25 protein-coding genes and 1 riboswitch are annotated in these 24,199 nt (G+C 69.5%); of the genes, 3 read left to right on the forward strand and 22 right to left on the reverse strand.

The genetic code is table 11. The features are described 5' to 3' along the window. Window positions 1-10: 10 nt before the first annotated feature. From BN3560_RS00365 to lepA, 10 genes are all read right to left on the reverse strand, one after another. Window positions 11-1,342: a MiaB/RimO family radical SAM methylthiotransferase gene (locus BN3560_RS00365; protein ID WP_096226545.1), complete on the reverse strand. Its 1,332-nt coding sequence runs from the start codon at window positions 1,340-1,342 to the stop codon at window positions 11-13. Beyond that, window positions 1,339-2,136, reverse strand: coding sequence for an RsmE family RNA methyltransferase (locus BN3560_RS00370; RefSeq protein WP_096226546.1), 798 nt, complete (start codon window positions 2,134-2,136; stop codon window positions 1,339-1,341). The genes BN3560_RS00365 and BN3560_RS00370 overlap by 4 nt, the downstream gene beginning before the upstream one ends. A gap of 10 nt (window positions 2,137-2,146) precedes the next feature. Then, window positions 2,147-3,286, reverse strand: a complete 1,140-nt coding sequence (gene dnaJ, locus BN3560_RS00375) for a molecular chaperone DnaJ (protein WP_096226547.1) — start codon at window positions 3,284-3,286, stop codon at window positions 2,147-2,149. Window positions 3,287-3,345: 59 nt separating this feature from the next. After that, window positions 3,346-4,359 carry a heat-inducible transcriptional repressor HrcA gene (hrcA, locus tag BN3560_RS00380; protein ID WP_096228534.1) on the reverse strand — a complete coding sequence of 338 codons (1,014 nt, stop codon included), beginning with the start codon at window positions 4,357-4,359 and terminating at the stop codon, window positions 3,346-3,348. Window positions 4,360-4,517: 158 nt separating this feature from the next. Continuing rightward, a complete protein-coding gene (gene hemW, locus BN3560_RS00385) occupies window positions 4,518-5,627 on the reverse strand; it encodes a radical SAM family heme chaperone HemW (RefSeq protein ID WP_096226548.1) in 1,110 nt (369 codons plus the stop codon). 3 nt (window positions 5,628-5,630) lie between these two features. Beyond that, complete coding sequence (gene dusB / locus BN3560_RS00390; protein WP_096226549.1) at window positions 5,631-6,611, reverse strand: tRNA dihydrouridine synthase DusB; 981 nt, start codon at window positions 6,609-6,611, stop codon at window positions 5,631-5,633. A 318-nt stretch (window positions 6,612-6,929) separates the two neighbouring features. Then, window positions 6,930-7,448 (reverse strand): nitroreductase family protein, encoded by a 519-nt coding sequence (locus BN3560_RS00395; RefSeq protein WP_197702158.1) that lies wholly within the window; start codon window positions 7,446-7,448, stop codon window positions 6,930-6,932. A 57-nt stretch (window positions 7,449-7,505) separates the two neighbouring features. Further along, window positions 7,506-7,700, reverse strand: a complete 195-nt coding sequence (locus tag BN3560_RS00400) for a hypothetical protein (protein ID WP_096226551.1) — start codon at window positions 7,698-7,700, stop codon at window positions 7,506-7,508. A 59-nt stretch (window positions 7,701-7,759) separates the two neighbouring features. Then, window positions 7,760-7,978 carry a hypothetical protein gene (locus tag BN3560_RS00405; protein ID WP_096226552.1) on the reverse strand — a complete coding sequence of 73 codons (219 nt, stop codon included), beginning with the start codon at window positions 7,976-7,978 and terminating at the stop codon, window positions 7,760-7,762. Window positions 7,979-7,981: 3 nt separating this feature from the next. Further along, on the reverse strand, window positions 7,982-9,787 hold the full coding sequence (lepA, locus tag BN3560_RS00410) for a translation elongation factor 4 (protein ID WP_096226553.1): 1,806 nt from the start codon (window positions 9,785-9,787) through the stop codon (window positions 7,982-7,984). 390 nt (window positions 9,788-10,177) lie between these two features. Here lepA and rpsT point away from each other — a divergent pair, with 390 nt between their 5' ends. Beyond that, the gene (gene rpsT, locus BN3560_RS14825; protein ID WP_087189730.1) at window positions 10,178-10,684 is read left to right on the forward strand and encodes a 30S ribosomal protein S20; all 507 of its coding nucleotides are present in this window, start codon (window positions 10,178-10,180) and stop codon (window positions 10,682-10,684) included. A gap of 277 nt (window positions 10,685-10,961) precedes the next feature. Here rpsT and holA read toward each other — a convergent pair whose 3' ends face one another. From holA to BN3560_RS00465, 10 genes are all read right to left on the reverse strand, one after another. After that, complete coding sequence (holA, locus tag BN3560_RS00420; RefSeq protein WP_096226554.1) at window positions 10,962-11,939, reverse strand: DNA polymerase III subunit delta; 978 nt, start codon at window positions 11,937-11,939, stop codon at window positions 10,962-10,964. A gap of 10 nt (window positions 11,940-11,949) precedes the next feature. Next, on the reverse strand, window positions 11,950-14,289 hold the full coding sequence (locus BN3560_RS00425) for a ComEC/Rec2 family competence protein (protein ID WP_096226555.1): 2,340 nt from the start codon (window positions 14,287-14,289) through the stop codon (window positions 11,950-11,952). Window positions 14,290-14,292: 3 nt separating this feature from the next. Beyond that, entirely contained in the window at window positions 14,293-15,003 is a 711-nt protein-coding gene (locus BN3560_RS00430; RefSeq protein WP_096226556.1) for a ComEA family DNA-binding protein, read from the reverse strand. A gap of 382 nt (window positions 15,004-15,385) precedes the next feature. Beyond that, window positions 15,386-16,645, reverse strand: coding sequence for a tRNA uracil 4-sulfurtransferase ThiI (gene thiI, locus BN3560_RS00435; RefSeq protein ID WP_096226557.1), 1,260 nt, complete (start codon window positions 16,643-16,645; stop codon window positions 15,386-15,388). Between the two features lie 264 nt (window positions 16,646-16,909). Then, window positions 16,910-17,170 (reverse strand): DNA-directed RNA polymerase subunit omega, encoded by a 261-nt coding sequence (locus tag BN3560_RS00440; RefSeq protein WP_015540438.1) that lies wholly within the window; start codon window positions 17,168-17,170, stop codon window positions 16,910-16,912. A 7-nt stretch (window positions 17,171-17,177) separates the two neighbouring features. Beyond that, window positions 17,178-17,750, reverse strand: a complete 573-nt coding sequence (gene gmk / locus BN3560_RS00445; protein WP_087189725.1) for a guanylate kinase — start codon at window positions 17,748-17,750, stop codon at window positions 17,178-17,180. A gap of 7 nt (window positions 17,751-17,757) precedes the next feature. Then, window positions 17,758-18,066: an integration host factor, actinobacterial type gene (mihF, locus tag BN3560_RS00450; RefSeq protein WP_041239777.1), complete on the reverse strand. Its 309-nt coding sequence runs from the start codon at window positions 18,064-18,066 to the stop codon at window positions 17,758-17,760. A 224-nt stretch (window positions 18,067-18,290) separates the two neighbouring features. Further along, the gene (pyrF, locus tag BN3560_RS00455) at window positions 18,291-19,016 is read right to left on the reverse strand and encodes an orotidine-5'-phosphate decarboxylase (RefSeq protein ID WP_096226558.1); all 726 of its coding nucleotides are present in this window, start codon (window positions 19,014-19,016) and stop codon (window positions 18,291-18,293) included. Then, window positions 19,010-19,960: a dihydroorotate dehydrogenase gene (locus BN3560_RS00460; RefSeq protein ID WP_227115571.1), complete on the reverse strand. Its 951-nt coding sequence runs from the start codon at window positions 19,958-19,960 to the stop codon at window positions 19,010-19,012. Before BN3560_RS00460 ends, pyrF begins: the two co-directional genes overlap by 7 nt. Next, window positions 19,961-20,770: a dihydroorotate dehydrogenase electron transfer subunit gene (locus tag BN3560_RS00465; protein ID WP_096228536.1), complete on the reverse strand. Its 810-nt coding sequence runs from the start codon at window positions 20,768-20,770 to the stop codon at window positions 19,961-19,963. Between the two features lie 807 nt (window positions 20,771-21,577). On the opposite strand from BN3560_RS00465, the gene BN3560_RS00475 reads away from it, so the two are divergent. Next, complete coding sequence (locus BN3560_RS00475) at window positions 21,578-22,054, forward strand: hypothetical protein (protein WP_096226559.1); 477 nt, start codon at window positions 21,578-21,580, stop codon at window positions 22,052-22,054. 5 nt (window positions 22,055-22,059) lie between these two features. Next, window positions 22,060-22,935, forward strand: a complete 876-nt coding sequence (locus BN3560_RS00480; protein WP_096228537.1) for an alpha/beta fold hydrolase — start codon at window positions 22,060-22,062, stop codon at window positions 22,933-22,935. 13 nt (window positions 22,936-22,948) lie between these two features. Here BN3560_RS00480 and BN3560_RS00485 read toward each other — a convergent pair whose 3' ends face one another. Continuing rightward, window positions 22,949-23,509: a YdeI/OmpD-associated family protein gene (locus tag BN3560_RS00485; RefSeq protein ID WP_096226560.1), complete on the reverse strand. Its 561-nt coding sequence runs from the start codon at window positions 23,507-23,509 to the stop codon at window positions 22,949-22,951. 99 nt (window positions 23,510-23,608) lie between these two features. Next, window positions 23,609-23,932, reverse strand: a complete 324-nt coding sequence (locus BN3560_RS00490; RefSeq protein WP_096226561.1) for a DMT family transporter — start codon at window positions 23,930-23,932, stop codon at window positions 23,609-23,611. A gap of 23 nt (window positions 23,933-23,955) precedes the next feature. After that, window positions 23,956-24,020, reverse strand: a riboswitch (guanidine-III (ykkC-III) riboswitch). Between the last annotated feature and the right edge of the window lie 179 nt (window positions 24,021-24,199).

Raw genomic sequence — 24,199 nt, forward strand, 5'->3', positions numbered from 1 at the left:
AGACGCCGTGCTACATCGTCGCCTTCACGAGCGTGCCCAACGGGGCCCCGGCGGGAGCGGGCAGCTCGAAGTAGCTTTCCGACATGGCCACGCCGCCTTCCTCGACCAGCGCGAGCTCGACGGTTCCCACGCGACGGGCGCGCTCGGACGCGCGCAGCTCGTCGCCGAGGGCGCGCAGCGCGGCTGCTCGGGCCGCCTTGACCTCGGCAGGCACCTGGTCGGCGCGCGCGGCGGCGGGCGTGCCGGCGCGGCGCGAGTACGGGAAGGCGTGGATCTTCGCGAAGCGGCAGGCGCGCGCGAGGGCGAGCGTCTCCTGGAACTCGGCATCGGTCTCGCCCGGGAAGCCCGCGATGATGTCGGTGGACAGCGCCAGCTCGGGCACGGCGGCGTAGAGCCGCTCCACGAGCGCGCGGAACCGCTCCGCGTCGTAGGGGCGCGCCATCTCGCGCAGCACCTTCGAGCTTCCCGCCTGCAGCGGCAGGTGCAGATGGCGGCAGACGCGCCCGTCGGCGGCGGCGAGGAGGTCGATGAGCGCGTCGTCCACGTCGCGCGGCTCGACGCTCGAGATGCGGAAGCGCACGGGGAACGCGCCGGGCTCGTGCAGGTCCGCCGTCTCGTCGAGCAGGCGGCGCAGCAGGCCGGCCAGGCGCGTCGCGGACGGGTCGCGGCGCTCGCCGTCGCAGTACGAGCCCAGGTTGATGCCCGTGAGCACGATCTCGCCCGCGCCCGCCCGCGCGTACGCCGCGCACTCGCGCACGACCTCGTCGGCGAGGCGGCTCGTCGCCCGGCCGCGCGCCACGTGCACGATGCAGTACGTGCACGCGTTGTCGCACCCGTCCTGCACCTTGACCCCCACCCGGGTGCGGAACCCGGATCCGATATGCAAAAGGGGAGCCTCGCTCGACGGGGACGCCTCGCGCGGCGCGCCGGAGGGAGAGCCTGCGGGCTCCTCGGTTCGCGCGGCGGGGGCGTTGGCAGGATCGGCAGGATCGCCGGCGGAGACCTGGGAGGGACGGGCCTCGCACCAGTCCCGTATCGCGTCGGCGAGCTGGGCCTTCCCCACCACGGTGACGCGGTGGTCGAGAGCCTCGTAGAACGCCGCGTCGATGGCGGCGGCGCAGCCGGTGACCAGGACGCGGGCGCGATCGTTCGCGCGCAGGGCGCGGCGCACGGCCTTGCGGGTCTTCTTCTCGGCCTCGCCGGTGACCGTGCACGTGTTGACCACGATGAGGTCGGCTTCCGCTTCGGGCGTCTCCACGCCGCACGCGGCGAGACGCGCCGCCGCGTCGTCCGACTCGACGCGGTTCACCTTGCACCCCAAGTTGACAACGGCGAAGTTCATCGCGCGCCCGCCCTCGCACGACGCTCCAGCTCGTACAGCACGAGCGCGGGCGCCACGATGCCGGCGGTCTCCGTGCGCAGGATGGACGGGCCGAGCGACACGAGCGCGGCGCGGGGGTTGCAGGCCGAAAGCGCCTCCACCTCGCGCTCGGTCAGACCGCCCTCGGGCCCCACCACCACGACCACGCGAGCGCCCTGCGCCGCCGGGCCGCCGCCGAGCGCACGGTCGAGCGCGACGTCGAGCCGCGACGCGCTGGGAGCCTCCTCCCAGCACACGAGCACCGCCGCAGCCGTCTCCAGCAGCGCGCACGTCTCCCCCAGGCCCGCCGGCTCCCGCACCTCGGGCACGGCCGGCTGCCCCGACTGCATGGCCGCGCTCTTCGCGATGGCGCGCCAGCGCTCGGCCTTCGCCGCGCCCTTGCGGGCGTCGAGCCGCACGATGGAGCGCTCGCATGCCAGGGGCACGAAGGCCGCCACGCCCAGCTCGGTGGCGTGGCGGATCACCGTCTCCATCTTGTCGCCCTTGGCCAGGCCTTGCACGAGCGTCACCGACGGGCCCGCGTCTGCACGCTCGAAGCGCTGCGCGATGCGCACGACCGGCAGCGCCTCGTCGAACGCGACGATCTCGCAGGCGAAGTAGTCCTGCGCCGCGTCCACCACCGCGATGCGCTCGCCCGGCGCCAGCCGAAGCACGCGCGCATGCTTCGCGTCGTCCGCCGCGAGGCGCAGCGGGAACGACTCGCCAACCTCGTCGGCGAGCACCTGCTCGTCGAGGTAGAAATGTTGAAGGGACATCTCTCGCCCGCTAGTTGAAGGCGTCGCGCAGCTTCTGCAGGGGCGTGCGCTCGTCGGAGACGTCCTCGCCCAGCTCCTCGGCCAGCTGCTCCAACAGCTCGCGCTGCCTCTTCGCGAGCTTCTTGGGCACCACCACGTTCACGTGCACGAACATGTCGCCGCGCGCGTCGCTGCGGAACTTCGGCATGCCGAAGCCCTTCACGCGCACCACCTGCTCGTTCTGGCAGCCCTCGGGTATGCGCACCTGCACCTTCTCGCCCTCGAAGATGCCGTCGATCTCGATCTCGGCTCCGAGGGAGGCCTGCACGATGGACACGTTCGCCCGCGCGTGCAGGTGATCGCCGTCGCGCTCGAAGAACTCGTGCGGCTGGATGCGCACCGTGACGATGAGGTCGCCGGGCGCCGCGCCCTGCATGCCCGCCTCGCCGAACCCGGACAGGCGCAGCTGCTGCGAGTCGCGGATGCCCACCGGCACCTCCACGGTCACGCGCTGGCGGTCGGGCACGCGGCCCTGGCCCTCGCATTCCGGACACGGGTTCTCCACCGAGCGGCCCGTGCCGTTGCAGGTCTTGCACGTGGTGGCCGTCTGCATGTCGCCCAAAAACGTATGCTGCACCGAGACCACGCGGCCCTGGCCGCCGCAGTCCGGACAGGTGATCTCGCGCCCGTCGGGGCCGAGGCCCGTGCCGTCGCAGTCAGGGCACGGCGCCAGGCGGTCGTAGACGATCTCCTTCTTGGCGCCTGCGGCCACCTCCTCCAGCGTGACGCGCAGGCCCACGCCCATGTCGCGGCCCTCGCGTCGCTGCTGCTGGCGCCCGCCCGCGGCCCCGCCGAAGAACGAGCTGAAGATGTCGCCCATGCCGAAGCCGCCGCCGAACAGGTCCTCGAAGTCCACGTAGCCGCCGCCCCCGTAGGGGCTGCCGCCGCCGGCCGCGCCCGGTATGGTGCCGAAGCGGTCGTACTGGGCGCGCTTGCCGGGGTCGCTCAGCACGTCGTACGCCTCGTTCAGCTCCTTGAACTGGTCCTCGGCGTCGGGCGCCTTGTTCACGTCGGGGTGAAGCTCGCGCGCGCGGCGTCGGAACGCCTTCTTGATCTCGTCCTCCGTGGCGTTCTTGGAAACGCCCAGAACCTCGTACAGATCCTTGGCCATTGCTCTTGCAGTACCTTCCTCGTTTGACGGCGCCCCCTCGTGCGGGCGCCGTGCAAGCCCTATACGTCCTGAAGCGCCGCGCTCGCGATGCGCACCGCCCGCAATACCTTAGAATAGTCCATGCGCGTGGGCCCGATGACGGCCACGACGCCGGCCGACTCCCCGCGCCCGTAGCGGCTGGCCACCACGGACACGCCCGCCAGCTCCGCCGCATCGTTCTCGCGCCCGATGCGCACGCTGGGCGTGCCGTCGCCCTGCCGCACGGCGTCGTCCAGGATATGCAGCATGACCGTGTCGTCCTCGAGCACCTGCATGACGGGCAGCAGTGCCTGCGACTGGCTGAACTCGGGCTTCGTCAGAAGCGAGCTCACGCCAAGCCGGTGGGCGCGCGACAGCTCGCTCTCCTGCAAACACGACAGCACCTCGTCGAGCGCCATGCGCACGAGCGGGTCGCGGAACGCCTCGGCCATGCCCTGGCCCAGGCCGTCCTCGATCTGCTGGAGCGACTTGCCCGTGAACACGTCGCCCAGAAACGCCTGCACGCGCGCCAGGTCGTCCGAGCACACCTCCTCGGCGAACTCCATCTGGCGGTTGAACACCTGGCCGTCCTCGGTGACGAGCACCACGAGCGCGCGGTACGCGTTGAGCGAGATGAGCGAGAGCTGCTTGATGTGCAGGTTCAGCACCGACGGCGCCAGCACGATGGAGAGGCAGTCGGTGAGACGCGTGAGGGCCGACGACGTCTGCTCCAAGAGCGCGTCGAGCTCGCTCGCGCTGCGGCGCAGCTCGTCCACGACGGGGCGGTAGCGCTCGTCCTCGCCCGTGAAGTCGGCGGCCAGCAGGTTGTCCACGAACGCGCGGTAGCCATGGTCGGTGGGGATGCGCCCGGCCGAGGTGTGGGGCTGTGTGATGTAGCCGCCGTCCTCGAGCACCGAAAGCTCGTTGCGCACGGTGGCCGGGCTCACGCCCAGCTGGTAGCGCTCCGTGAGCGTGCGCGAGCCCACCGGCAGGGCGCGCGCGACGTATTCCTCGATGAGCGCGGCCAGCACCCGCTGCCTGCGATCGGATAGCACGCCTTCCACCTTCCTCTCTCTCGCCCGTCGGCATTCCCCGAACCCGAACCATAGTAACGCATCATATTAGCAGCCGAAAGCCGAGAGTGCTAACAACAGCGGGAAATTATGGAGAAACTTGACGGTTACTGCATAGGAGGAGCGCGTGCACGGATTCCCTATGCCAAGTCGAACAGCCTCCCGTAGAGCTCGTTGCCGCAGAGCCAGCCGCGGTCGGTGGGGCGCCAGCGCCCGCCCGCATGCTCCACGAGGCCCTCCCCTTCCAGTTCCGCGAGCACGGCGGGGGCGCCGGGCAGCAGGACGGCGGCGGCCTCCACCTGCCCGTCGGACACGCCGCAGGTCATGCGCATGCCCAGCATGAGGTCCTCGGCGGCCATGCCGCGCGCGTCCAGGTCGTCGGTCACCTGCCCGTCCTGCACGCGCATGCGGCGCTCCGCGTTCTGGGTCATCGTGGCCGCCGAGCGGCCGAGCCCCAGGTACGGCACGCCCGTCCAGTACGCGATGTTGTGGCGGCACGCGAAGCCGGGGCGGGCGTAGCTTGCCACCTCGTAGCGCTCGTAGCCGGCCTCGACCAGCACGCGCGCGGCGATCTCCATGTGCGCGGCCTCCACGTCGTCGTCGGGCTCTTCCAGCTCGCCGGCGAGCACGGCGGCATCGAAGGGGGTGTGCGCCTCGATGGTCAGCGGGTACACGCTCACATGCGCCGCACCGAGCGCCGCCGCCTCGCGCACGCTCGCCTCGAAGCTCCCGGCGCTCTGGCCGGGGATGCCGCACATGAGGTCCACGCTCACGTTCTCGAAGCGCGTATGCGCCGCCTCGATGGCGCGGCGCGCGTCGTCGGCCGAATGGGCGCGCCCGAGCACGGCCAGCACCTCGTCGTCGAAGCTCTGCACACCTATGGACAGGCGGTTCACCCCGAGCGCCCACACGTCGCGCACCATGCGCTCCGTCAGGCTCTCGGGGTTCGCCTCCATCGTGCACTCCACCTCGGGCGTGAGGTGCATCGACAGCGACAGCGTGTACAGCAGCATGGACAGCCGCGCCAGGCCGATGTGGCTCGGCGTCCCGCCGCCCACGTACACCGTCTCGAGCGCCCCGAGCTCGCCCTCCTTCGCCTTGCGGCGTAGCTGCAGGCAGAGGTCCTCCACGTACGCGTCGATCTCCGGCGCGTCACCCGGCACCGCAGACGTGGCGAAGTCGCAGTACCCGCACCGCCTCACGCAGAACGGCAGATGGAGGTACAGGGCGCGATAAGGGTCGTGCGGCATGGTCTAGCCCTCCTGTTCATGCTCGCCCAGCAAGGCGAGCAGCTCGTCGAACACGCGGTCGAAGTCCTCCACGGACACGCAGGCGTTGATCTTCGCGCGCGCCGCGGCGGCGCCCGGCAGGCCCGCCAGGTACCACATGGCGTGCTTGCGCATGCGCACGATATTCTTCCCCTCGCGCCGCGCGAGCAGGCGCGCGTGGCGGCGCGCCATGGCGATGCGCTCGCGGGCATCGGGGGCCGGCGGCTCGGGCACGCCCTCAAGCGCGGCCTTGGCCTGGGCGAACACCCAGGGGTTGCCCTCGGCGCCGCGGGCGATCATCACCGCGTCGCAGCCGGTGCGCACCGTGAGCGCCACGGCGTCGGCGCCCGTGCGCACGTCGCCGTTGCCGATGACGGGCACGTCCACGGCCTCCTTCACGCGCGCGACGACGCCCCAGTCGGCGCTGCCGCGGTAGAGCTGCTCGGCAAAGCGGCCGTGCACCGCGACGGCGCACGCGCCCGCATCCTCCATGCGGCGCGCGAAGTCCGGCGCCGTCTCCTCGCCCTGGGCCCAGCCGCGGCGGAACTTCACGGTCACGGGATGCGCGACCGCCGCGCGGATCGCCCGCACGATGGAGGCCGCGAGCCCCGGCTCCCTCATGAGCGCCGAGCCGTCGCCCTTCGACACGATCTTGCGCGCGGGGCATCCCATGTTGACGTCCAGGTACGCCAGCGACTCACCCATCTCCTGCTCGATCCAGGCGGCTTGCGCGGCCATGGTGTCGGGCTCGTGGCCGAACAGCTGGACGGCCACCTGGTCCTCGCCGGGCGCGAGGGCAAGCAGATGGCGCGTCTTCTCGTTGGCGTAGGAGAGCCCCTTCGCCGAGACCATCTCGGTGAAGGCGAGGTCGGCCCCCTGCTCGCGGCAGAGCGCCCGGAACGCCTCGTCGCTCACGCCCGCCATGGGCGCGAGGAGGAGGCGGTGGTTTTGGAAGAACTCGTGCATATCCTGCTTCCTTTGCACGCGTTTTCGTCACGACAGGTCAAAAAACGCGCGGTTTGGCAATTACGGTCGAGCGGTGAAAAACGCCGACCTGGGATTATAGCGGCAACCCGTGGCGAGCACGCTCCGAAACGCGCTTTCCGATTGCCAAACCGCGCGTTTTTTGGCAGGAAGGGCGTTCGGGCGCGGCATACTCCCGGCTTCGTCGCCGCGGCCCGAGCGCCCACGTTGGACGCGCGCAGGCGTCGCGAGAAAGCGCTGCGTGCAGCCTTCCGGCTTCGGCGGCGCAACCCGCCCCGGGCCGGGATGGCAGCCGGCGCGCTACGCCCACACCACGTGGCTCTTGCGGTCGTGCGCCGTTCCCTCGGCGGCGGCGTGGCCGAGGGCGCACACGCCATGCACCTCGGCCGTGGCCGGCACACCGAGCGCGTCGAGCTCCGCGCGCACGGCGGGCTCGTCGCAGATGCCCTGCAGCTGGTTGATCCACACGCTGCCCAGGCCCAGGCTGTGGGCGGCCAGCATCATGCCCTGCATCGCGCAGCCGTCGTCCTCGCGGCCGAACGGGGCGCCCTTCTCGTGCGCCACGATCACGATGGCCGCGGGGTCGTACATGTCGTAGGCGTCGCGAGCGAGCGCGACGCGGATTACCTCGGCTAAGCGCGCGACGCGTTCGCGGTCGTCAACCACCACGAACGTCCACTCCTGGCGGTTCATAGCCGAGGGCGCCCACTGCCCGCACGCGACGATGGCCTCCAGGTCCTCGCGCGCGACGGGCTCGTCCCGAAACGCGCGCACGGAACGGCGGGACAGGATGTTCTCTATGACCGGGTTCGTTCTCACCGGGTTCCTCCTTCTCATGTCGGTTCGAGGACGGCCGGGCGCATGCACGTCCCGGCGCTAGGCAGCCAGCAGGTCGATCATGCTGACGCCTGCGAATACCAGCAGCACCACGACGCCCGCCACGGCCAGCAGGCAGCCGCAGCCGAGCGCCATTTTCGTGCCGCCCGACGTGGAGGCCCGCACCTGCTCGCGCGCGGCCTTCTTCTCGTCGAACGGATCGTCCAACCAGTCGAACTCTTCGTTCTTGCCCATGTTCTCGCACCTATCAGTCGCAAAGCGGGGACGCCGCCCCGAACCACCAATGCCGTTGCTCAGAGAACCCTTGCCAACACGAAGCCTACCAACACAGCAACGGCCGCCAAAGCCACCGAGCCGACTACACGGCGCTTCAGCAAGCCCCAGCCCTCATCGTCCAAACTGCCCAGGTCGTTGGGGAGCGCCTTGCCCCGCTGCCTGTAAAACAGATGCACCGCGAGCGCAGAAAGGACTGCGATGGCGATGATGCAGATTGCGAGAACAGCTCGATCCATAGGCTAATCGTCCACCTTCAAAATGGCCATGAACGCCTCCTGCGGCACTTCCACGTTGCCGATGTTCTTCATGCGCTTCTTGCCGGCCTTCTGCTTCTCCAGGAGCTTGCGCTTGCGGCTGATGTCGCCGCCGTAGCACTTCGCCAGCACATCTTTTCGCTTCGCCTTCACCGTCTCGCGGGCCAGCACGCGCCCGCCGATGGCGGCCTGGATGGGCACCTCGAACATCTGGCGCGGGATGATGCCGCGCAGCTTCTCCGTGAGCACGCGGCCGCGGTCGTAGGCCTTGTCCTTGTGGATGATGAACGACAGCGCGTCCACCGGCTTGCCCGACAGCAGGATGTCCAGCTTCACCAGCTTGGAGGGCTTGTAGCCGTCGAAGTCGTAGTCGAGGCTCGCGTAGCCCTTCGTATTGGACTTCAGCTTGTCGAAGTAGTCCATGATGAGCTCCGACAGCGGGATCTCCCAGATCATCTCCACCGTGGTGGGCGACAGGTAGTTCATGGTGACGAACGTGCCGCGCCGCGCCGTGGTGAGCTCCATGACCGCGCCCACGTAGTCGGGCGGGATGAGGATCTTCGCCTTGAGGTAGGGCTCCTCGATGCGCTCGATCTCGCCGGGGTCGGGCATCTCCTGCGGCGAGTGCAGGCTGATCATCTCGCCGCCGGCGCGGTACACGTGGTACTCCACGGAGGGCGCGGTGGCCAGCAGGTCCAGGCCGAACTCGCGCTCGAGGCGCTCCTTGATGACCTCCATGTGGAGCAGCCCCAGAAAGCCCACGCGGAAGCCGAAGCCGAGCGCATGGGACTTCTCCGGCTCCCAGGCGAGCGCCGGGTCGTTGAGCGAGAGCTTCTCCAGCGCCTCCTTGAGCGGCTCGTACTGGTCGCCGTCGATGGGGAACAGGCCGGTGAACACCATGGGCTTGGCGTCGCGGTAGCCGGGCAGCGGCTCCTCCACGCCGCCGCGCACGGCGGTGATCGTGTCGCCCACCTTCACCTGGCGCACGTCCTTGAGGCCCGTGACCAGGTAGCCCACCTCGCCCACCGAGAGCTCGGGCATGGCCGTCTCCGCCGGGCGGCGCGCGCCTACCTCCTCCACGAGCACCTCGGTGCCGGTGGCCATCATAAGCACCTTATCGCCCTTCTTGAGCGAGCCGTCCACCACGCGGATGAGCGCCACCACGCCGCGGTAGGGGTCGAAGTACGAGTCGAAGATGAGCGCGCGCAGCGGCGCGCCCGGATCGCCCTCGGGCGCGGGGATGTTGTACACCACGGCCTCGAGCAGATCGTGCACGCCCGCGCCGGTCTTGCCGGAGGCGAGCACCGCGTCGTCGGCGGGGATGGCGAGGCCCTCCTCTATCTCCTCGCGTACGCGGTCGGGCTCGGCGGCGGGCAGGTCGATCTTGTTGATGAGCGGGATGATCTCCAGGTTCGCGTTCATGGCCATCATGGCGTTGGCCACCGTCTGCGCCTCGACGCCCTGCGTGGCGTCCACCACGAGCACGGCGCCCTCGCATGCGGCCAGGCTGCGGCTCACCTCGTAGGTGAAGTCCACGTGGCCCGGCGTGTCGATGAGGTTGAACTGGTAGGTCTGGCCGTCGTCGGCCGTGTAGTCCACGCGCACGGCCTGGCTCTTGATGGTGATGCCGCGCTCGCGCTCGATGTCCATGGTGTCGAGCAGCTGCTCCTGCATGTCGCGCTGCGCCACGGTGCCCGTGAGCTCCAGGATGCGGTCCGAGAGCGTGGACTTGCCGTGGTCGATGTGCGCGATGATGGAGAAGTTGCGGATGAGGTTCGGATCGGTGGTCATAGTAGCTTTCTTCTTCGGGCGGTGCACGGGCGAAAAACGTGTTTTCGGGAATTTCCCCATGAAAACAGGGTCAACGTTTGGTATTCTATCGCATTGTGTATCCAGCGATACGTGCGTGCGATGATCTTATCGCCAAATCTGCAGACGTGGCTGCATTACGGATTCGTCCTCGCTGGTGACCGATTGGTCTGCGAAACAGAGAAATCCCGCCTGTTTCCATCGCATCGCCAACGCCCGCGCCTGGCGCGGGAGGCTCCTCCGGGGCCTTGTTGCGAGGCAATCGGCCACCTTGCGGCCACGCGGAGGGCATCGCCCGCCCGTATCGCTGGAGGCGCAGCGCGATTCGTATCGCAAGACAAGGCAAACGATTTTTTTGGAGGAACGAACCACATGGCGAACATCAAAAGCCAGAAGAAGCGCATCATCACCAACGAGAAGTCCCGCATGCGCAACCGCGCGGTGAAGAGCGAGCTCAAGACCGCGACCCGCCGCGTGAAGGACGCCGTGGCCGCCGGCAACGGCGCCGAGGCCTACGCCGCCGCGCTCGCCGCCTGCCGTCTCATGGACCGTGCCGCCTCGAAGGGCGTCATCCACAAGAACCAGGCCGCGAACCGCAAGAGCGGCATCATGCTGCTCATCAAGGATGTCGTGACCGACGCCGACCGCGCCGCCTACGTGAAGCCGGCCAAGAAGGAGCAGCAGAAGACCGGCTCCAAGAAGGCCGCGGCCAAGGCCGAGCGCCTGGCAGCCATGAAGGCCGCCTCCGACGAGAAGGCGAAGCGCCGCGAGAAGACGCTGAAGGAAGAGGCCGCCGCCCAGAAGCGCAAGGCCAAGGAAGCCGAGGAGGCCGCCAAGGCCGAGGCCGAGGCCGCCGCTGCCGAAGAGGCCGCCGAATAGGCTCGATGCACCAGGATCGCCCGCGATCCGTCCGCATATCAAGGAAGAGGAAGCTCCCGGTGAAACGGGGGCTTCCTCGGTATTTGGGGATCGAAATCCCCGGTGCGTTCGCGGATGCGGGGCGGAACGGACGGCGGCCTTTTCCATGGCGCGGCGAAGCAGAGGGCTGGACGTCGGATGGCGCGATTCGCGCGCCGCATGCGTCGCGAACCGGCACGGGCGCGCATCGCGAGTCACGCACGCCCTCCGCGCTCTTGAGGGATGCCGCGCGCCTTCCCTACCTCCCCGCCGTTACCTCCAGCACCCAGTCGAGGAAGGCGGCCTGCGCATCCGCGCCGCTCTTCATGGCGCGCTCGGTGTCGCGTGCCGAGACGATGGCATGGCGCAGCTCGGCGGCGGTGAAGCCGCGGGCCCAGGCGGCGTGGCTCTTGCAGCGCCAGTCGGGCATCTTGAGGGCGGCGGCCACGCCGCGCGGGTTGCCGCGGTCGGCCAGGGCGCGGGCGCACACGAGCTCGCGCAGGCGCGTCGTGCACATGGCCAGCAGGGCGTGGGGCGACACGGACTCCATGCGTCCCAGCAAAAGCAAGCACTTGCGGACGTCGCGGGCGGCGAATGCGTCCACGAACTCCCAGGGCTTTACTTCGGCCGTCCGCGCCACCAGCCCCATGATCTCATGCTCGTTCACCGCATCGGTCCCGCGGTGCGCCAGCGCGATCTTCTTGAGCTCGCTGTCCAGATGGACGGTGTTCTCGCCTACCAGATCCACCAGTGCGCGCGCAGCCCCCTCCGTGAGCGTGACGCCGTGGCCCACGGCCATGGCCCGCACCGTCTTCGGCAGCTCGTTGCGCTTGAGCGGGGCGCAGTCGATGACGGCCGTCTTGCCGTGGGCGGCCACGGCCTTGTGCAGGCGCGTGTTCTTCGCCAGCTTCTCGGCAACGAGAGCGAGCACGGTGGACTCGCTCGGCGATGACAGGTACGACACGAGGGCCTCGGCGTCCGCCTTCTTCAGCTTGTCGGCCCCGCGCACCTCCACGAGGCGCACGGAGCTGGCGAACGGCACGGTGTTGCAGGCCGCCACGATGTCGCCGCCGAGGGCAGTCTCTCCATTGAACTCGTCGGCATTGAACGACAGATCGCCCAGCGCGGCCAGGCGGGCGCGCAGGCGCTTCATCACGGTGTCGCGCTTGAGCGCGTCCTCCCCCACGATTAGGTAGACGGGCAAAAGCGGCGCTTCTTGTTTCTTGTTCGTCGGCATGCCCCGCATTCTACCGCAGCGCCGCGACCGCGATGCCCTGCGCGGTGGATTTGCATGAAACATCCCCCGCCTCGTCGGTACGCCACACCTGCGCCCCGGCGTCGGCCAACTCCCTCAGCGTCTTGTCGGCGGGATGGCCGTAGCGGTTCCCCGCCCCCACGCTCACCAGCGCGATGCGCGGGGAGAGCGCGGCTGCCAGCTCCGGCGTGAGCGCGTTCTTCGAGCCGTGGTGGCCTACCTTGAGCACGTCCACGCGGCCGACGAGGCCCTGCCCCTCCAAAGCGGCCAGCTGCTCGTGCTCCGCGTCGCCGGCGAAGAGCGCCGTCCAGTCGGGCGCCCCGTCGCCGTCGGCGCCGGCGCGCGCCAGCAGGCACAGGCTGTCGGCGTTGCCGCCCTCGTCGGCGAAGCGGGCGGGCCACACCACCTCGAGGTCGAAGGCACCCACGCGCAGGCCGTCGCCCTGCGCGAGCCCCTGGACGGCCCCTTCTCCCACAAGCGTCGCCGCATCGCCGCGCAGGCGAGCGCAGGCATCGCAGGAGCAGGCGAGCGCATCGGCGGCCACGAGCACGCGATCGACCTGCACCACGCCCTTGAGGGAGGCGAGCGCGCCCATATGGTCGTCGTCGCCGTGAGTGACCACCACGGCATCCAGGCGGAACACGGCATGTCGCGCGAGCGCCTCGCGCAGAAGGCGCTCCTGGTTGCCCGTGTCAACGAGCACGGCGGCCCCGCCGCTGCGGACGACGAACGCATCGCCCTGCCCCACATCGAGCATGACGATCTCGTCGCCGGCGAGCCGCGGGACGACGACCACGAACGCGAGGGCGGCCGCCAGCGCGCCCGCGGCGGCGAGCGCGGCGGCGCGCGGGCTCGGCGCGGGCCAGAGCACCCAGAGCACGGCAGCCAGGACGGCCGCGCCGGCAAGGGCCGGCACGATGGGCAGGTCGACGGGCACGCTCGCGCAGGGCAGCGACGCACAGGCGCGGGCGGCGGCGCAGAGCGCCTCGGAGGCGAGCGCAGCGAGCGCCAGCAGGGAGGCGCCGGCCGGCGGCGCGGCCAGGGACGCGACCGCGCCAACGAGCCCGCCGGCGCAGGCGAGCGGAAAGAGGGGCGCCGCCAGCACGTTCGCCAGCGGGGAGACGAGCGGCGCCTGCGAGAACAAGGCGGCCGACAGCGGCTGCGCGAGCACGCTCGAGGCGGCCGTGAGCGCGAGGGCCTCGGCAGCGAAGCGCGGCAGGCGCGGCGCCAGGCGGCCGATCCAGGCGGAGGCGAGCCCCGCGAACAGCACGATGCCCAGCGTGGAGAGCACCGAGAGCGCGAACGACGCCGAGAGCGCGGCTGCAGGGCAGGCGGCCACGACGCCGGCGATGCACAGGCCCACAGAGTTCAGGCTGGCCGGACGCCGCCGCGCGAAGAACGACGTCGTGCCCGCGAGCGTCATGAGCGCCGCGCGAACGGCCGATATCGGCATGGCCGACAGCACGAGGTAGCATCCGAGAAGCGCCGCCTGCACGCCCACGGCCACGCCGCGCGGCGCACGCAGCGCTTTGAGCGCGGCGCCGGCGAACGCGCACACCATGACGAGATGGGCGCCCGACACCGCCACGAGATGCGCGAGCCCGGAGGTCTTGAAGGCGGCGTAGACGTCCCCTTCGTCCAAGGCGCCGCGCGCGCCGCAGACGAGCGCCTGCAGCACGGCGCCGCCGTCGCCGTCCAGACGGCCGATAGCCTCCAGGGCGCGCGCCCTGACGCCCAGCAGCGCCCCGAACGCATCGTGGCGCTCGACCAGGAAAGCCTGGCGGACGGTCGCGACGGCAGCGATGCCGCGTTGCCAGCACCAGGCTTCCGAGCGCTCGCCGGGAGCGGCCAGCGACGCATCTGCCTCGAACACGTCGCCGTAGCGCGGCACGTCCGCACCGTCGGCGAAGCGCAGCCGCACGTCCACCGATCGCCCCGACGCCAGACGCGTGCGCGCGACGCACTGGGCTCCGTAGAGGCCCGCATCCGCATCCTCCACCGCCTCGAAGCGCAACCGCGCCGGCGCCTCGCCGGCAGCCTCCTGCCAGGCGACATGCAAGGACGCCCCGGCCCCGCAGCCGCACGCGGCTCCGATGAGCACGCCCAGCAGGGCGCACCGCGCGAGCGTGCCGCGCCTGCAGCGCAGCAGCGCGACGGCGGCAAGCGCCGCAGCTGCGAGCGTCGAGGCGCCCACGGCGACGCACGCGCCCGCCCCCCAGGACTGCGCGGCGGAGTACACGGCGGCGCAGGACGCCCAAAGGCCCAAGCCGCACGCGAGCACCGGAGGCAGGGCCGGACGCGGGGGCAGCGGAGGCGCGGGGCGCGGCGACATGGGTCAGCCGACACAGATCGCGTCCGCGAGCGCCGCGAACTTCTTGTCGCCGATGCCGGAGACGCGCTTCAGGTCCTCGACCGTCTTGAAGGGGCCGTTGGCCTCGCGGTCGGCGACGATCTTCTCTGCCGTGGAGGCGCCCACGCCGGGGAGCGTGTCCAGCTGGGCGGCCGAGGCGGTGTTGATGTTGACCTTCCCGCTCGCGCCGCCGGTCGGAGCGGAGGCGCCCGCGCCCGCCGACACGCCGCCCACCCCCGCCGACGCTGCCTCCTGCGCGGCGATGTCCGCCTCGCTCGGCACGACCACCTGCTCGCCGTCGGACACGGTGCGCGCCAGATTGAGCGCGTCGCGCGCCGCCCCCTCGGCGAAGCCGCCCGCGGCCTCCACGGCGTCGAGCACCCGCGCGCCCTCGGCCAGGTCGTACACGCCGGGCGCGGCCACCGCGCCGCCCACGTGCACGCGCAGAGGCGCGGGAGCGGCCTGCGGAGCGCCCGCTTCGGCCGCAGCATCGGCATCCCCGTCGCCGGCCGCCTGCTCCGCACCGCCCGGCTGCACGACCGCGAAGCCCTCCGACGACGCGGCGTCGAGCAGCAGCTTGCCAGCGCAGGCCATGACGACGATGGCCACGGCCGTCACGCCCACCAGCACGGGCAGGCGCGCGCCCGACAGGTGCAGCCGCGCCCGCCACGACTGCGCGCTCCGCTGGAACGACATGACCCCTCCCTTCCTCGACCGGATGCGAGCAGGAAGGGGCCGCCCGAGTTAGACGGCGGCGCCCTTCGCCCGCCTTTCGATCATAGCGCCGCGACCTTGCACGGGAACCGTCGGAAGCACCATGCGGGGTTGACGCGGATCTTATGCCGATCCAGCACGGCAACCGGCAGAAGCTTGCACGTTTCCAACGCAGATGCAGCAAAAAGGAGGGATAAATTCGGAAGGGGTGAAATCGATCGCCTTAGGGCGTCGTCCGGACATGGCAAAGCGGGGCGCCCGGCGCCTGACCGTTCAGAATGCGCGGAAAGGGGATTCCGGAAGGAACCGACGGAAAGCCGTCACCGAAAAGCCACAGCCTCCTCCTCGATACCCGCCCTCTGCGTCAGGCGCGCGCAGGATCCCCGGTGCCCCCTTGCCTCGCGCCGGCCGCGTCTCGACGGGCCCTCGGCTTGTAGGCGGGACAGGCGTAGTCGCGCACCTCGGCGGCTTCCACCAGCTCGGCCACCCAGCGCTCCACGGGCAGCGCGGCCTCGGCCTCGCGCACAACCGGGAGCTTCGCATGGGTCTCGGGGCTGCGGGGCATGAACAGCGTGCAGCAGTCGGGCGCGTCCTGCGACGATATCTCGTAGGAGCCCAGGCGCTGCGCCTCGCCGATGATCTCCAGCTTGTCCGTGCCGATGAGCGGGCGGAACACGGGCAGGTCCACCGCGTCGTCCGTGGCGCGGATGTTGTCGAGCGTCTGCGATGCCACCTGCCCCAGGCTCTCCCCCGTCACGAGCGCCCCGGCGCGCTCACGCGCGGCCAGCGCCTCGGCCACCTTGAACATGAGGCGGCGGTACATGATGACGCGCAGCTCGGGCGGCACCGTGAGCGCTATCTCGCGCTGGTAGTCGCCGAACGGCACCGTGTAGACGCGCGCGATGCAGCCCGTGCGCTCCAGCACGCGCGCGATGTCGTCCACCAAATACTCGCTCGCATCCGAGGTCTGCGGGCGCCCGGAGAAGTGCACGCCGATGCATACCGCGCCGCGACGCGCCAGCTTCCACGTGGCCACCGGCGAGTCGATGCCGCTCGACAGCAGGCACACCACCTTGCCCGAGCTGCCCACCGGCAGCCCTCCGACGCCCGGCACGGAGCGCGCGTAGACGTACGACGCGTTCTGCACGACCTCGACCCCCACCGTGACGTCGGGGTTCTTCATGCGCACGCCCTTGTCGGGATACGCCTCGCACAGCGCGCCGCCGATGATCTTGTTCATCTCCATCGACCCGGTGGCGAAGTCCGTATGGTTGCGCCGCGCCGCCACCTTGAACGTGGAGAACTCGCCCGCCTCCGAGAGCGCGAGCACGGCCGCGCGGGCCATCTCGTCCAGGTCGCGCTCGCACTTGAAGCCGCTCGACACGCGTGCCACGCCCGGCACGCGCCCCGCGACCTCGGACGCCGCGACGGCCGTGTCCCAGTCGGTGCCCTCGCGCAGGAACACGCACAGCCTCCCCGAGATGCGATGGATCGTGACCACGGGGAACGGCGCGAGCAGCGCCTCGAGGTTCTTCAGAAGCCGCGTCTCGAACGAGGCGCGGTTGTGCCCCTTGAGGCCGATCTCGTGGTAGTGGACGAGGATGATGCGTTGGAAGTCAGTCATGGGAGTCCCCCGGGTTCGCAGGTTCGAACGGTTCGCGCGAGCGCAGACGCCGCGCGTGCAGGTCGCCCGATTCGCGCGAAGCGCGAAAACAAGCGCGCCGGTTGGCGTAGTAAGTCAGCGAAAAGCCCTGAGGTATTCGGAATTGCCGCGTTGCGCGGCCGAGCGTGCTTCCGCACGTGAGGGCAAGCGCAAAAGCGGCAAGGCCGGATGCCTCAGGGCTTTGCGGCGTCGACGCGTTCCGCCGGCCGGTAGGCCGGCGGAACCCTAATGGTTCTTGATGTCGATGGAGTTCGGGTCGTACGAAACTTCGCCGCGGGCGATCTCGTTGAACGCGAGCGACAGCGGCTTCTTGTCGGCCGCGCGGGCGATCTCGACCGCCGTCTGCAGCTGGATGGCGCGATCGCGCTGGCCGCGCATCATGTCGTTGATGTCGTGCGCACGCTTCGAAGCGAGGGCGCACAGCAGGAAGCGGTCGTTGTCGGTCCTGTCCAGCAGTACGTCGATCTTGGGTTCGATGATACTCATAGAGCGTTTAACCTCGTGCTTTCTCGGCTTGCTCGTTGACGTAGCGCACCAGGGCATCGGTCGCTTCGTCAAGGTTGTCGTTTACCAGCCGCATATCATACTCCATTTTGTGCGAAAGCTCCACCTCGGCCGCCTTCATGCGCGCCTCGATCACCTCGTCGCCCTCGGTGCCGCGTCCACGCAGGCGCTCCTCGAGCACCCGAAGCGACGGCGGCTCGATGAACACGAGACGGGCAGCGGGCATCTTCTCGCGCACCTGGAAGGCGCCCTGCACGTCGATCTCGAGGACGACCTGCTCTCCGCAGGCCATGTGCTCCTCGACGGTCGCGCGGGGCGTGCCGTAACGGTTGCCCGCGTAGGTCGCCCATTCCAAGAGCCCGTCGGTGTCCACGAGATCCTGGAACTCCTCGTCCGACGCGAATTGGTAATGGACGCCGTCCACCTCGCCCTCGCGCGGAGCGCGCGTCGTAACGGAACGCGACACCCAGGCATCGGGCACCTCGCGCAACAGACGGGCCACCAGCGTGCCCTTGCCGGCACCTGATGGCCCAGAGATAACGAACAGATTACCGTGTCGCATGCAGCGTTTAGCCCAAACGCTCCAGCAAAGCGGTCTGCTGGCGCTCGCCCAAACCGCGCAGGCGGCGGCTCTCGGCGATCTGCAGTTCCTTCATGATCTTCTCGGCTTTGGCCTTGCCGTAGCCCGGCATGGTCTCGATAAGCGTGGAAACCTTCATGCGGCCGACCACGGGATCGTTCTTCATCTCGAGAACCTTCGCCAAGGTGAGCTTGCCGCTCTTCAGCTCGTCACGAACCTCGGCGCGCTTGATGCGGGCCGCCTTCGCCTTCTCCAGAGCCGCCTGACGTTCTTCCGGGCTGAGTTGAGGAATAGCCATCGTGTATCTCTCCTTCTTGTTCAAAAGCGATTCCGTGATACTATCACGCCTTTGTCCGTCTTGCCTTGTCAATCGCCGTAATTACAAAAAATTCCCGCGCGATGCCACACATTGTAGGAGCAGGCCCGTGCACCGGACCCGTTTCGTCGCACAACCGTTACGAACGGTCGCCTGCCGAGGTCGAACGGGGTAAACCGCTCCCCCGCCATCGTGCGCGAACGGCTCTACAGCTCGGCCGCGATGGCCTCGAAGGCGGCCGCCGGATCGTCGGCCTGCGTGATGGGGCGGCCCACCACGATATGCGACGCGCCGTTGGCGAAGGCCTCGGCCGGCGTGGCCACGCGGCTCTGGTCGCCCTTCGCGCTGCCTGCAGGGCGCACGCCGGGCGTGACGATGTAGGCGTCCGGGCCCAGGATCTCGCGCAGGCGCGCTGCCTCCTGCGGCGAGGCCACCACGCCGGAGATGCCGGCGCGCTTGGCCTGCTCGGCGAGCACGACCACCTGGTCGGCCATGGCGCGGGAAACGCCCGTCTCGGCCAGCGCCGCGTCGTTCATGCTGGTGAGCACCGTGATGCCGAGGGTGGCCGGCACGTCGTGGCCGTACTCGGCCGCCGCGCGCTCCGCGCCCTTCTGGGCGGCGGCCATCATGTCCACGCCGCCTACCGTGTGCATGGTGAGCATGTCGGCCCCGCTGCCGGCTGCGGCGAAGGCGGCGCCCTCCACCTGGTGCGGGATGTCGTGGAACTTGAGGTCGAGGAACACCTTGAAGCCGCGCTCCTTGAGCGCGTAGACGATGGCCGGGCCGTTCGCGTAGAACAGCGTCATGCCCACCTTCATCCACGTGGCCTTGCCCTGCAGCTGGTCGGCAAGGTCGAAGGCCTCCTCGATGCCGCAGTCGAGCGCCACGATCACGCGGTCGCGCGCGGGGACCTCCTCGAACGAATTCACCATTCCAACGCTCCTATCAGCTCCTGCACGTCTTCCACGCCGTGCCTCTCGCAATACTGCGCCATTCCGTCGATGATTTCAACCGTGGCGTGCGGATTCACGAAATTCGCGGTGCCGACGGCCACCGCCGTGGCCCCGGCCAGCATGAACTCCACGGCGTCGGTCGCGCACGAGATGCCGCCCATGCCGAGCAGCGGCACGTCCACGGCCTTGTGCACCTCCCACACCATGCGCAGCGCCACGGGCTTGACGGCCGGGCCGGAGAGCCCGCCCACGCCGCGCGCGAGCACGGGACGGCGGCGCTCCGCGTCGACGGCCATGCCGAGCAGCGTGTTGATGAGCGAGAGGGCGTCGGCCCCGGCGGACACGGCCGCGCGGGCGATCTCGGTCACGTCGGTGACGTTGGGCGTGAGCTTCACGATGAGCGGCCGCTTCGTGGCGGCGCGGCAGCGGGACACGACGGCCTCGACGCTGTCCGTCTGGCAGCCGATGGTCATGCCGCCCGCGTCCACGTTCGGACACGATATGTTCACCTCGTAGGCGTCCACCGGCGCGTCCTCGAGCGCCTCTATCACCTGCACGTACTCGTCGAAGCTGTGGCCCGACACGTTCACGATCGTCGTCGCGCCGCGCTCGGCGAGCCACGGCAGGTCGTGCGCTTTCAGGTGCGCGACGCCGGGGTTCTGCAGGCCGATGGAGTTGAGCATGCCCGAGGGCGTCTCGGCGATGCGCGGCGTCGCGTTGCCCTCCCAGCCGTTCAGGGACACGCCCTTCGTGGTGACCGCGCCCAGGCTGGCCACGTCCACGAAGTCGCCGTACTCGCGCCCGGCGGCGAACGTGCCCGACGCCACCGTGACCGGGTTCTTCATCTCCAGGCCGCCCAGGTTCACGGCCATGCGCACGCTTGCGGGGGCCGTCGTGCGCGGACCCGCGCCCATCGTCGCCATCTACCACACCACCTTCCGCGCATCGAACACCGGGCCGTCGACGCAGGCCCGCTTCTTGCCGTCCACCGTGTCCACCACGCACGACAGGCAGGCTCCGACGCCGCACGCCATGCGCTTCTCCATCGACGCCTCGCAGGGCACGCCGGCCTCCGCGGCCATGCCGGCCACGATCTTCATGAGGGGCTCGGGGCCGCACACGGCCAGGTAGCCGTAGGGCTCCCCTGCGGCCGCCGCTTCCGCCAGAGCCTCCTCCACGAGCGAGGTGCAGAAGCCCTCGCGCCCGAAGCTGCCGTCGTCGGTGGCGCAGCGCGGGGGCTCGTCGAGCAGCGCCTCGTAGCGCGCGCGGCAGGTGAGCGCGGCCTCGGTCTGCGCGCCCAGCACGACGTCGGTGCGCACCCCCGCGCCGACCAGCTGCTCGCACAGCATGAAGAGCGGGGCCGCACCCACGCCGCCGCCCACGAGCAGAGCGCGGCGGGCGTCCGCGGGCGGCTGCCAGGCGCGCCCCACCGGGCCGATAAGCTCCGCGCCCGAGAGGTGCTCGGCCCGCTCGGGCTCGATGCGGGTCATGTGGTCGGTGCCGAAGCCCACGGCCTGGTAGAGGATCTCGAGCGTTCCCGCGGCCGCGTCGCGCGCGTACACCGAGAACGGGCGGCGCAGGATGTGCGCCTCCATGTTCGGCACCTTCATGTGCACGAACTGCCCCGGCTCGATGGCCGCCGCGATGTGCGGGGAGGCGAGCTCCATGAGGTATAGGTTGGGGCCGACTTCCCCGTTGGCGAGGATGCGCGCCCGCTCGTTGACGAGTGCCACGTTATTGCCTTTCGATCCGTCGCCGCCGGCCTGCCGCCTGCGACGCGTCTTCGTCTCTCGGTGGCCGATTGTAGCATCTGCGCGGGCCCGCACGCATCTGACAGGCCGAAATGCCAAGGAAAAGACCATGGGTTCCCGGCTCGTTTCGCAGGCTCGGTTCGAAGACGTCGATTCGGCGAGGCAACGGAAAAGCTGTTCCGACTCGCCGCGGCTCTTCACGACGACCGCTTTTTCCGCATAATCGCGGCAGATCTCCTCAAAACGCTTTCGACGCGATCGCGTGCGACCTTTCCAAACCAGCCAAAGAACGAACTCCGCGTCGAGCCGCTCAATGCAGCCGTCAGCCATATCGGGGCGAACGCGATGCGCATAGCGGCGGGAGCGACGCCACGCTTGAAGCAGGCAGGTGCGACGTGGAGAAGCGAAGATCACGATGACGTCCGCCGCCTCTAGCCTACGCGCAAGAGAGAGTCTATGATAAGTCCCATCAACGACCCAGGCGTCGTTGGCGTCGAGGAACGCCTCGGCAAGGTTCCGCGCCTCCCCTTTGTCACGCTCCTGCCAATTTGAAGTGTAGAACACCTGGTCGAGATGCTGCACCGGAATGCAGAGCGCATCGCCCAGCCTGCGGGCGAACGTGGATTTTCCAGAACCTGCGTATCCGATGACGGCAACCTTCACGTTCCGTTCGAGGCGGTGCCCTTCCCTCTCGTCGGGCGAATCGGCTTGCCAATCTACCATCGGCTTGGCCGGATCGCTAAGCCGAGGGGTATACTGCCATCGACAGGCGACGCGAGAACGGGAGCGATGATGGAGAAGATGCCGCCTTTGGCGAAGGTATTCGAGGCGTGGAGCGCGCTGGCAGACGGGCGCGTGTCGCTCGACGGCGAGGATCGGCGCGCGACGGTGGCCTCGTCGAACGGCGCGAAGGCGTACACGGTGACGTGGAGCGAGGACGGCGGAACCTACTCCTCGAACGACAACGCCACCTACTGGCAGGGCTACGCGGGCTACCCCGTCATCGCCGTGCTCATGGCGCAGGGACGGCTGCCCTTCGACAACGATATGGCCGAGGGGTTCGCCCACGTGGACTGGACCGAGCTGAACGAGCGGCAAAAGCGCGACTACGCGGCGGCCGTGCGCGAGGTGGTGGATGAGCGCGGCTTGGACGCAGCCCAGGCAGACGCTGCCGCCCATGAAGTGCTGGACGCGCTCGCGGCGCTGGACGTGACCGTCAAGCGCGGGGCCGCCCGCCCTCCGAGGGCTAAGTCGAAGGAGGCGTGAGCGCCGTGAAATCCCTCTACAAGAGCGCCGAGGGCAAGCGAGCCGTCCTCGACCTGTACGACGAGCAGCTCTCCCGCATCGGCTGTCCATTCGAGGACGTCTACGTGGACACGGCGTTCGGGCGCACGCACGTGGTGGTCACCGGCGACCCGGAGGCGGTCCCGCTGCTCTCGTTCCACGGCGGCAACTCCACGACAGCGCACAACCTCATCACGTCCCCCCTCCTGCTGCGCGGCGACTTCCGCGTGCTCGCGGTGGACACCATCGGCCACCCCGGCAAAAGCGATGAGACGTGCCTGCCGCCTTCCGGCTACGCGTACGGCGAATGGGCCGCGCAGGTGATCGACGCCTTGGGGTTCGCGCGCATGCGCTGCATCGGCGGTTCGTTCGGCGCGGGCATCCTGGCGAAGCTCATGTGCGCCGCACCCGAGAAGGTGGAGCGCGCGGTGCTGTTCGTTCCCTCCGGCATCAAGAACGCGCCGGTGTGGCACTCGATGAGCATGATGGGGCCAATGGTCATGCATTTGTTCACGCGCCGGGAGGAGTGGTTCGTGAAGACGCTCCTGCCCATGGCCGGCGCGCCCGACGTCATCGACGCCGAGACGCTGGCTACGGCGAGGGCCACCATCGACCATGCGAAGGTGAAGGCCGGCATGCCCACCGACGTCGACCCCGAGCGCATGGCCGCCTGCACGGCGCCGACGCTCGTGATGGCGAGCGACGCCGACCGCCTCTTCCCCGCCGCGCGCGTCCTCCCGCAGGCCGAGGCCATCATCCCGAACGTCACGTGCCGCCTCATGAGAGGCCGCGCCCACATGGGCGCCTTCACCGCCGAGCAGGAGTGCGAGATCGTGGAGTTCCTGAAGGAGGGCGCGCGATGAAGGCGCGGCCCTGCTACATGGGCTTCAGGTTGCGCTCGAGGCGGTCGAGCATCCAGGCGAGGCGCTTCTCGCGGCCGGCGTCGGTCTTGGCGTCGAAGTACGCGCGCGTGTAGGTGCGCCGCACCGACGGCGACATGGCGCGGAAGTTCGAGGCCGCAGGCTCGTGGCCGGCTATGATCGCCTCGAGGGCCGCCGTGTCCTCCTCGGTGACGTCCGGGGCCTTCTTCGCGTCCCAGCTGCCGTTGCGCTTAGCCGCCTCGATGGCGCGCTTGCCCGCGTCGGCCATGAGGCCGCGCCGCTCGAGCTCGCGCGCAAGCGCTTTGTTCTTTTCAGACCACACGCTCTTCGCGCGGCGCGGGGCGAAGTACTTGCGGTAGGACGCGTCGTCGATGCGCTGCATGCGCCCGTCGATCCAGCCGAAGCAGAGCGCCTCCTCCAGCGCCTCGGACGCCTTGAGCGTCTTCGGGCCGCCGGACTTGCCGAACACGAGCCACACGCCGCCGCTCGCCTCGCCGTTATCGCCTAACCACGCCCTGAACTCGTCGCGGGTTGAGAACGTCAGCTCGTCGTCCATAAGGCGAATCTCCTCGCTCGTCGTGGTGTGGCACGCCTTTCGCTTCAGTATAAAGGAGGATGCCCGCGCAGGGACGGGAATGCGGAGGATCGCCCGATGTCATCCCGCGTCGTGAACGAGCTTCAGACCGACGACGCACGCGATGAGGCCTGCTATGAGCAGCACCTTCGCCACCGATACGGGCTCGGTTCCCGAGAGCATGCCGTAGACGACCGTGAGCGAGGCGCCGATGCCCACCCAGACGGCGTACGCCGTGCCCGTGGGCAGCGATTTGACCGCGTACGACAACCCCGCCATGCTCATGACGAGCGCGACGAGGAACACGAGGGACGGGGCGAGTTTGGTGAACCCCTCCGCCCGTCCGAGCGCGGTGGCCCACACCGCCTCCAAGACGCCCGAAGCCACCAGAACGATCCATGCCATGAGAAGACTCCCTTCCGTGAAGCAACGCGCCGTCTTTGCGATCCTGGTACGGCTGCCCTCGTCAGGGAATCATATGAAACAATGAGACGAACCAAGTGTAGCAAGCCCCGTCGTCCGCTGCGTATGTCCGCATTCGAATTCAAATAGTATGCACAAACATATGTTCCCTTATCGTTCGAATCATATTACAATACGTACATAAGTTCTATTGGTGGCTGGAGCGACCTCCTAACCCTCTCGGGGACAGCCGTGCTTCGACAGGGAGGT

The sequence above is a fragment of the Gordonibacter urolithinfaciens genome, from assembly GCF_900199375.1.
In the GTDB taxonomy this organism is placed as follows: domain Bacteria; phylum Actinomycetota; class Coriobacteriia; order Coriobacteriales; family Eggerthellaceae; genus Gordonibacter; species Gordonibacter urolithinfaciens.

What these genes read in the sequence shown, in the direction of transcription:
- BN3560_RS00365 (WP_096226545.1), bottom strand. Translation starts at nt 1,342, where the DNA reads ATGAACTTCGCCGTTGTCAACTTGGGGTGCAAGGTGAACCGCGTCGAG.
- BN3560_RS00370 (WP_096226546.1), bottom strand. Translation starts at nt 2,136, where the DNA reads ATGTCCCTTCAACATTTCTACCTCGACGAGCAGGTGCTCGCCGACGAG.
- dnaJ (WP_096226547.1), bottom strand. Translation starts at nt 3,286, where the DNA reads ATGGCCAAGGATCTGTACGAGGTTCTGGGCGTTTCCAAGAACGCCACG.
- hemW (WP_096226548.1), bottom strand. Translation starts at nt 5,627, where the DNA reads ATGCCGCACGACCCTTATCGCGCCCTGTACCTCCATCTGCCGTTCTGC.
- dusB (WP_096226549.1), bottom strand. Translation starts at nt 6,611, where the DNA reads ATGCACGAGTTCTTCCAAAACCACCGCCTCCTCCTCGCGCCCATGGCG.
- BN3560_RS00400 (WP_096226551.1), bottom strand. Translation starts at nt 7,700, where the DNA reads ATGGGCAAGAACGAAGAGTTCGACTGGTTGGACGATCCGTTCGACGAG.
- BN3560_RS00405 (WP_096226552.1), bottom strand. Translation starts at nt 7,978, where the DNA reads ATGGATCGAGCTGTTCTCGCAATCTGCATCATCGCCATCGCAGTCCTT.
- lepA (WP_096226553.1), bottom strand. Translation starts at nt 9,787, where the DNA reads ATGACCACCGATCCGAACCTCATCCGCAACTTCTCCATCATCGCGCAC.
- rpsT (WP_087189730.1), top strand. Translation starts at nt 10,178, where the DNA reads ATGGCGAACATCAAAAGCCAGAAGAAGCGCATCATCACCAACGAGAAG.
- holA (WP_096226554.1), bottom strand. Translation starts at nt 11,939, where the DNA reads ATGCCGACGAACAAGAAACAAGAAGCGCCGCTTTTGCCCGTCTACCTA.
- BN3560_RS00425 (WP_096226555.1), bottom strand. Translation starts at nt 14,289, where the DNA reads ATGTCGCCGCGCCCCGCGCCTCCGCTGCCCCCGCGTCCGGCCCTGCCT.
- BN3560_RS00430 (WP_096226556.1), bottom strand. Translation starts at nt 15,003, where the DNA reads ATGTCGTTCCAGCGGAGCGCGCAGTCGTGGCGGGCGCGGCTGCACCTG.
- thiI (WP_096226557.1), bottom strand. Translation starts at nt 16,645, where the DNA reads ATGACTGACTTCCAACGCATCATCCTCGTCCACTACCACGAGATCGGC.
- BN3560_RS00440 (WP_015540438.1), bottom strand. Translation starts at nt 17,170, where the DNA reads ATGAGTATCATCGAACCCAAGATCGACGTACTGCTGGACAGGACCGAC.
- gmk (WP_087189725.1), bottom strand. Translation starts at nt 17,750, where the DNA reads ATGCGACACGGTAATCTGTTCGTTATCTCTGGGCCATCAGGTGCCGGC.
- mihF (WP_041239777.1), bottom strand. Translation starts at nt 18,066, where the DNA reads ATGGCTATTCCTCAACTCAGCCCGGAAGAACGTCAGGCGGCTCTGGAG.
- pyrF (WP_096226558.1), bottom strand. Translation starts at nt 19,016, where the DNA reads ATGGTGAATTCGTTCGAGGAGGTCCCCGCGCGCGACCGCGTGATCGTG.
- BN3560_RS00460 (WP_227115571.1), bottom strand. Translation starts at nt 19,960, where the DNA reads ATGGCGACGATGGGCGCGGGTCCGCGCACGACGGCCCCCGCAAGCGTG.
- BN3560_RS00475 (WP_096226559.1), top strand. Translation starts at nt 21,578, where the DNA reads ATGATGGAGAAGATGCCGCCTTTGGCGAAGGTATTCGAGGCGTGGAGC.
- BN3560_RS00485 (WP_096226560.1), bottom strand. Translation starts at nt 23,509, where the DNA reads ATGGACGACGAGCTGACGTTCTCAACCCGCGACGAGTTCAGGGCGTGG.
- BN3560_RS00490 (WP_096226561.1), bottom strand. Translation starts at nt 23,932, where the DNA reads ATGGCATGGATCGTTCTGGTGGCTTCGGGCGTCTTGGAGGCGGTGTGG.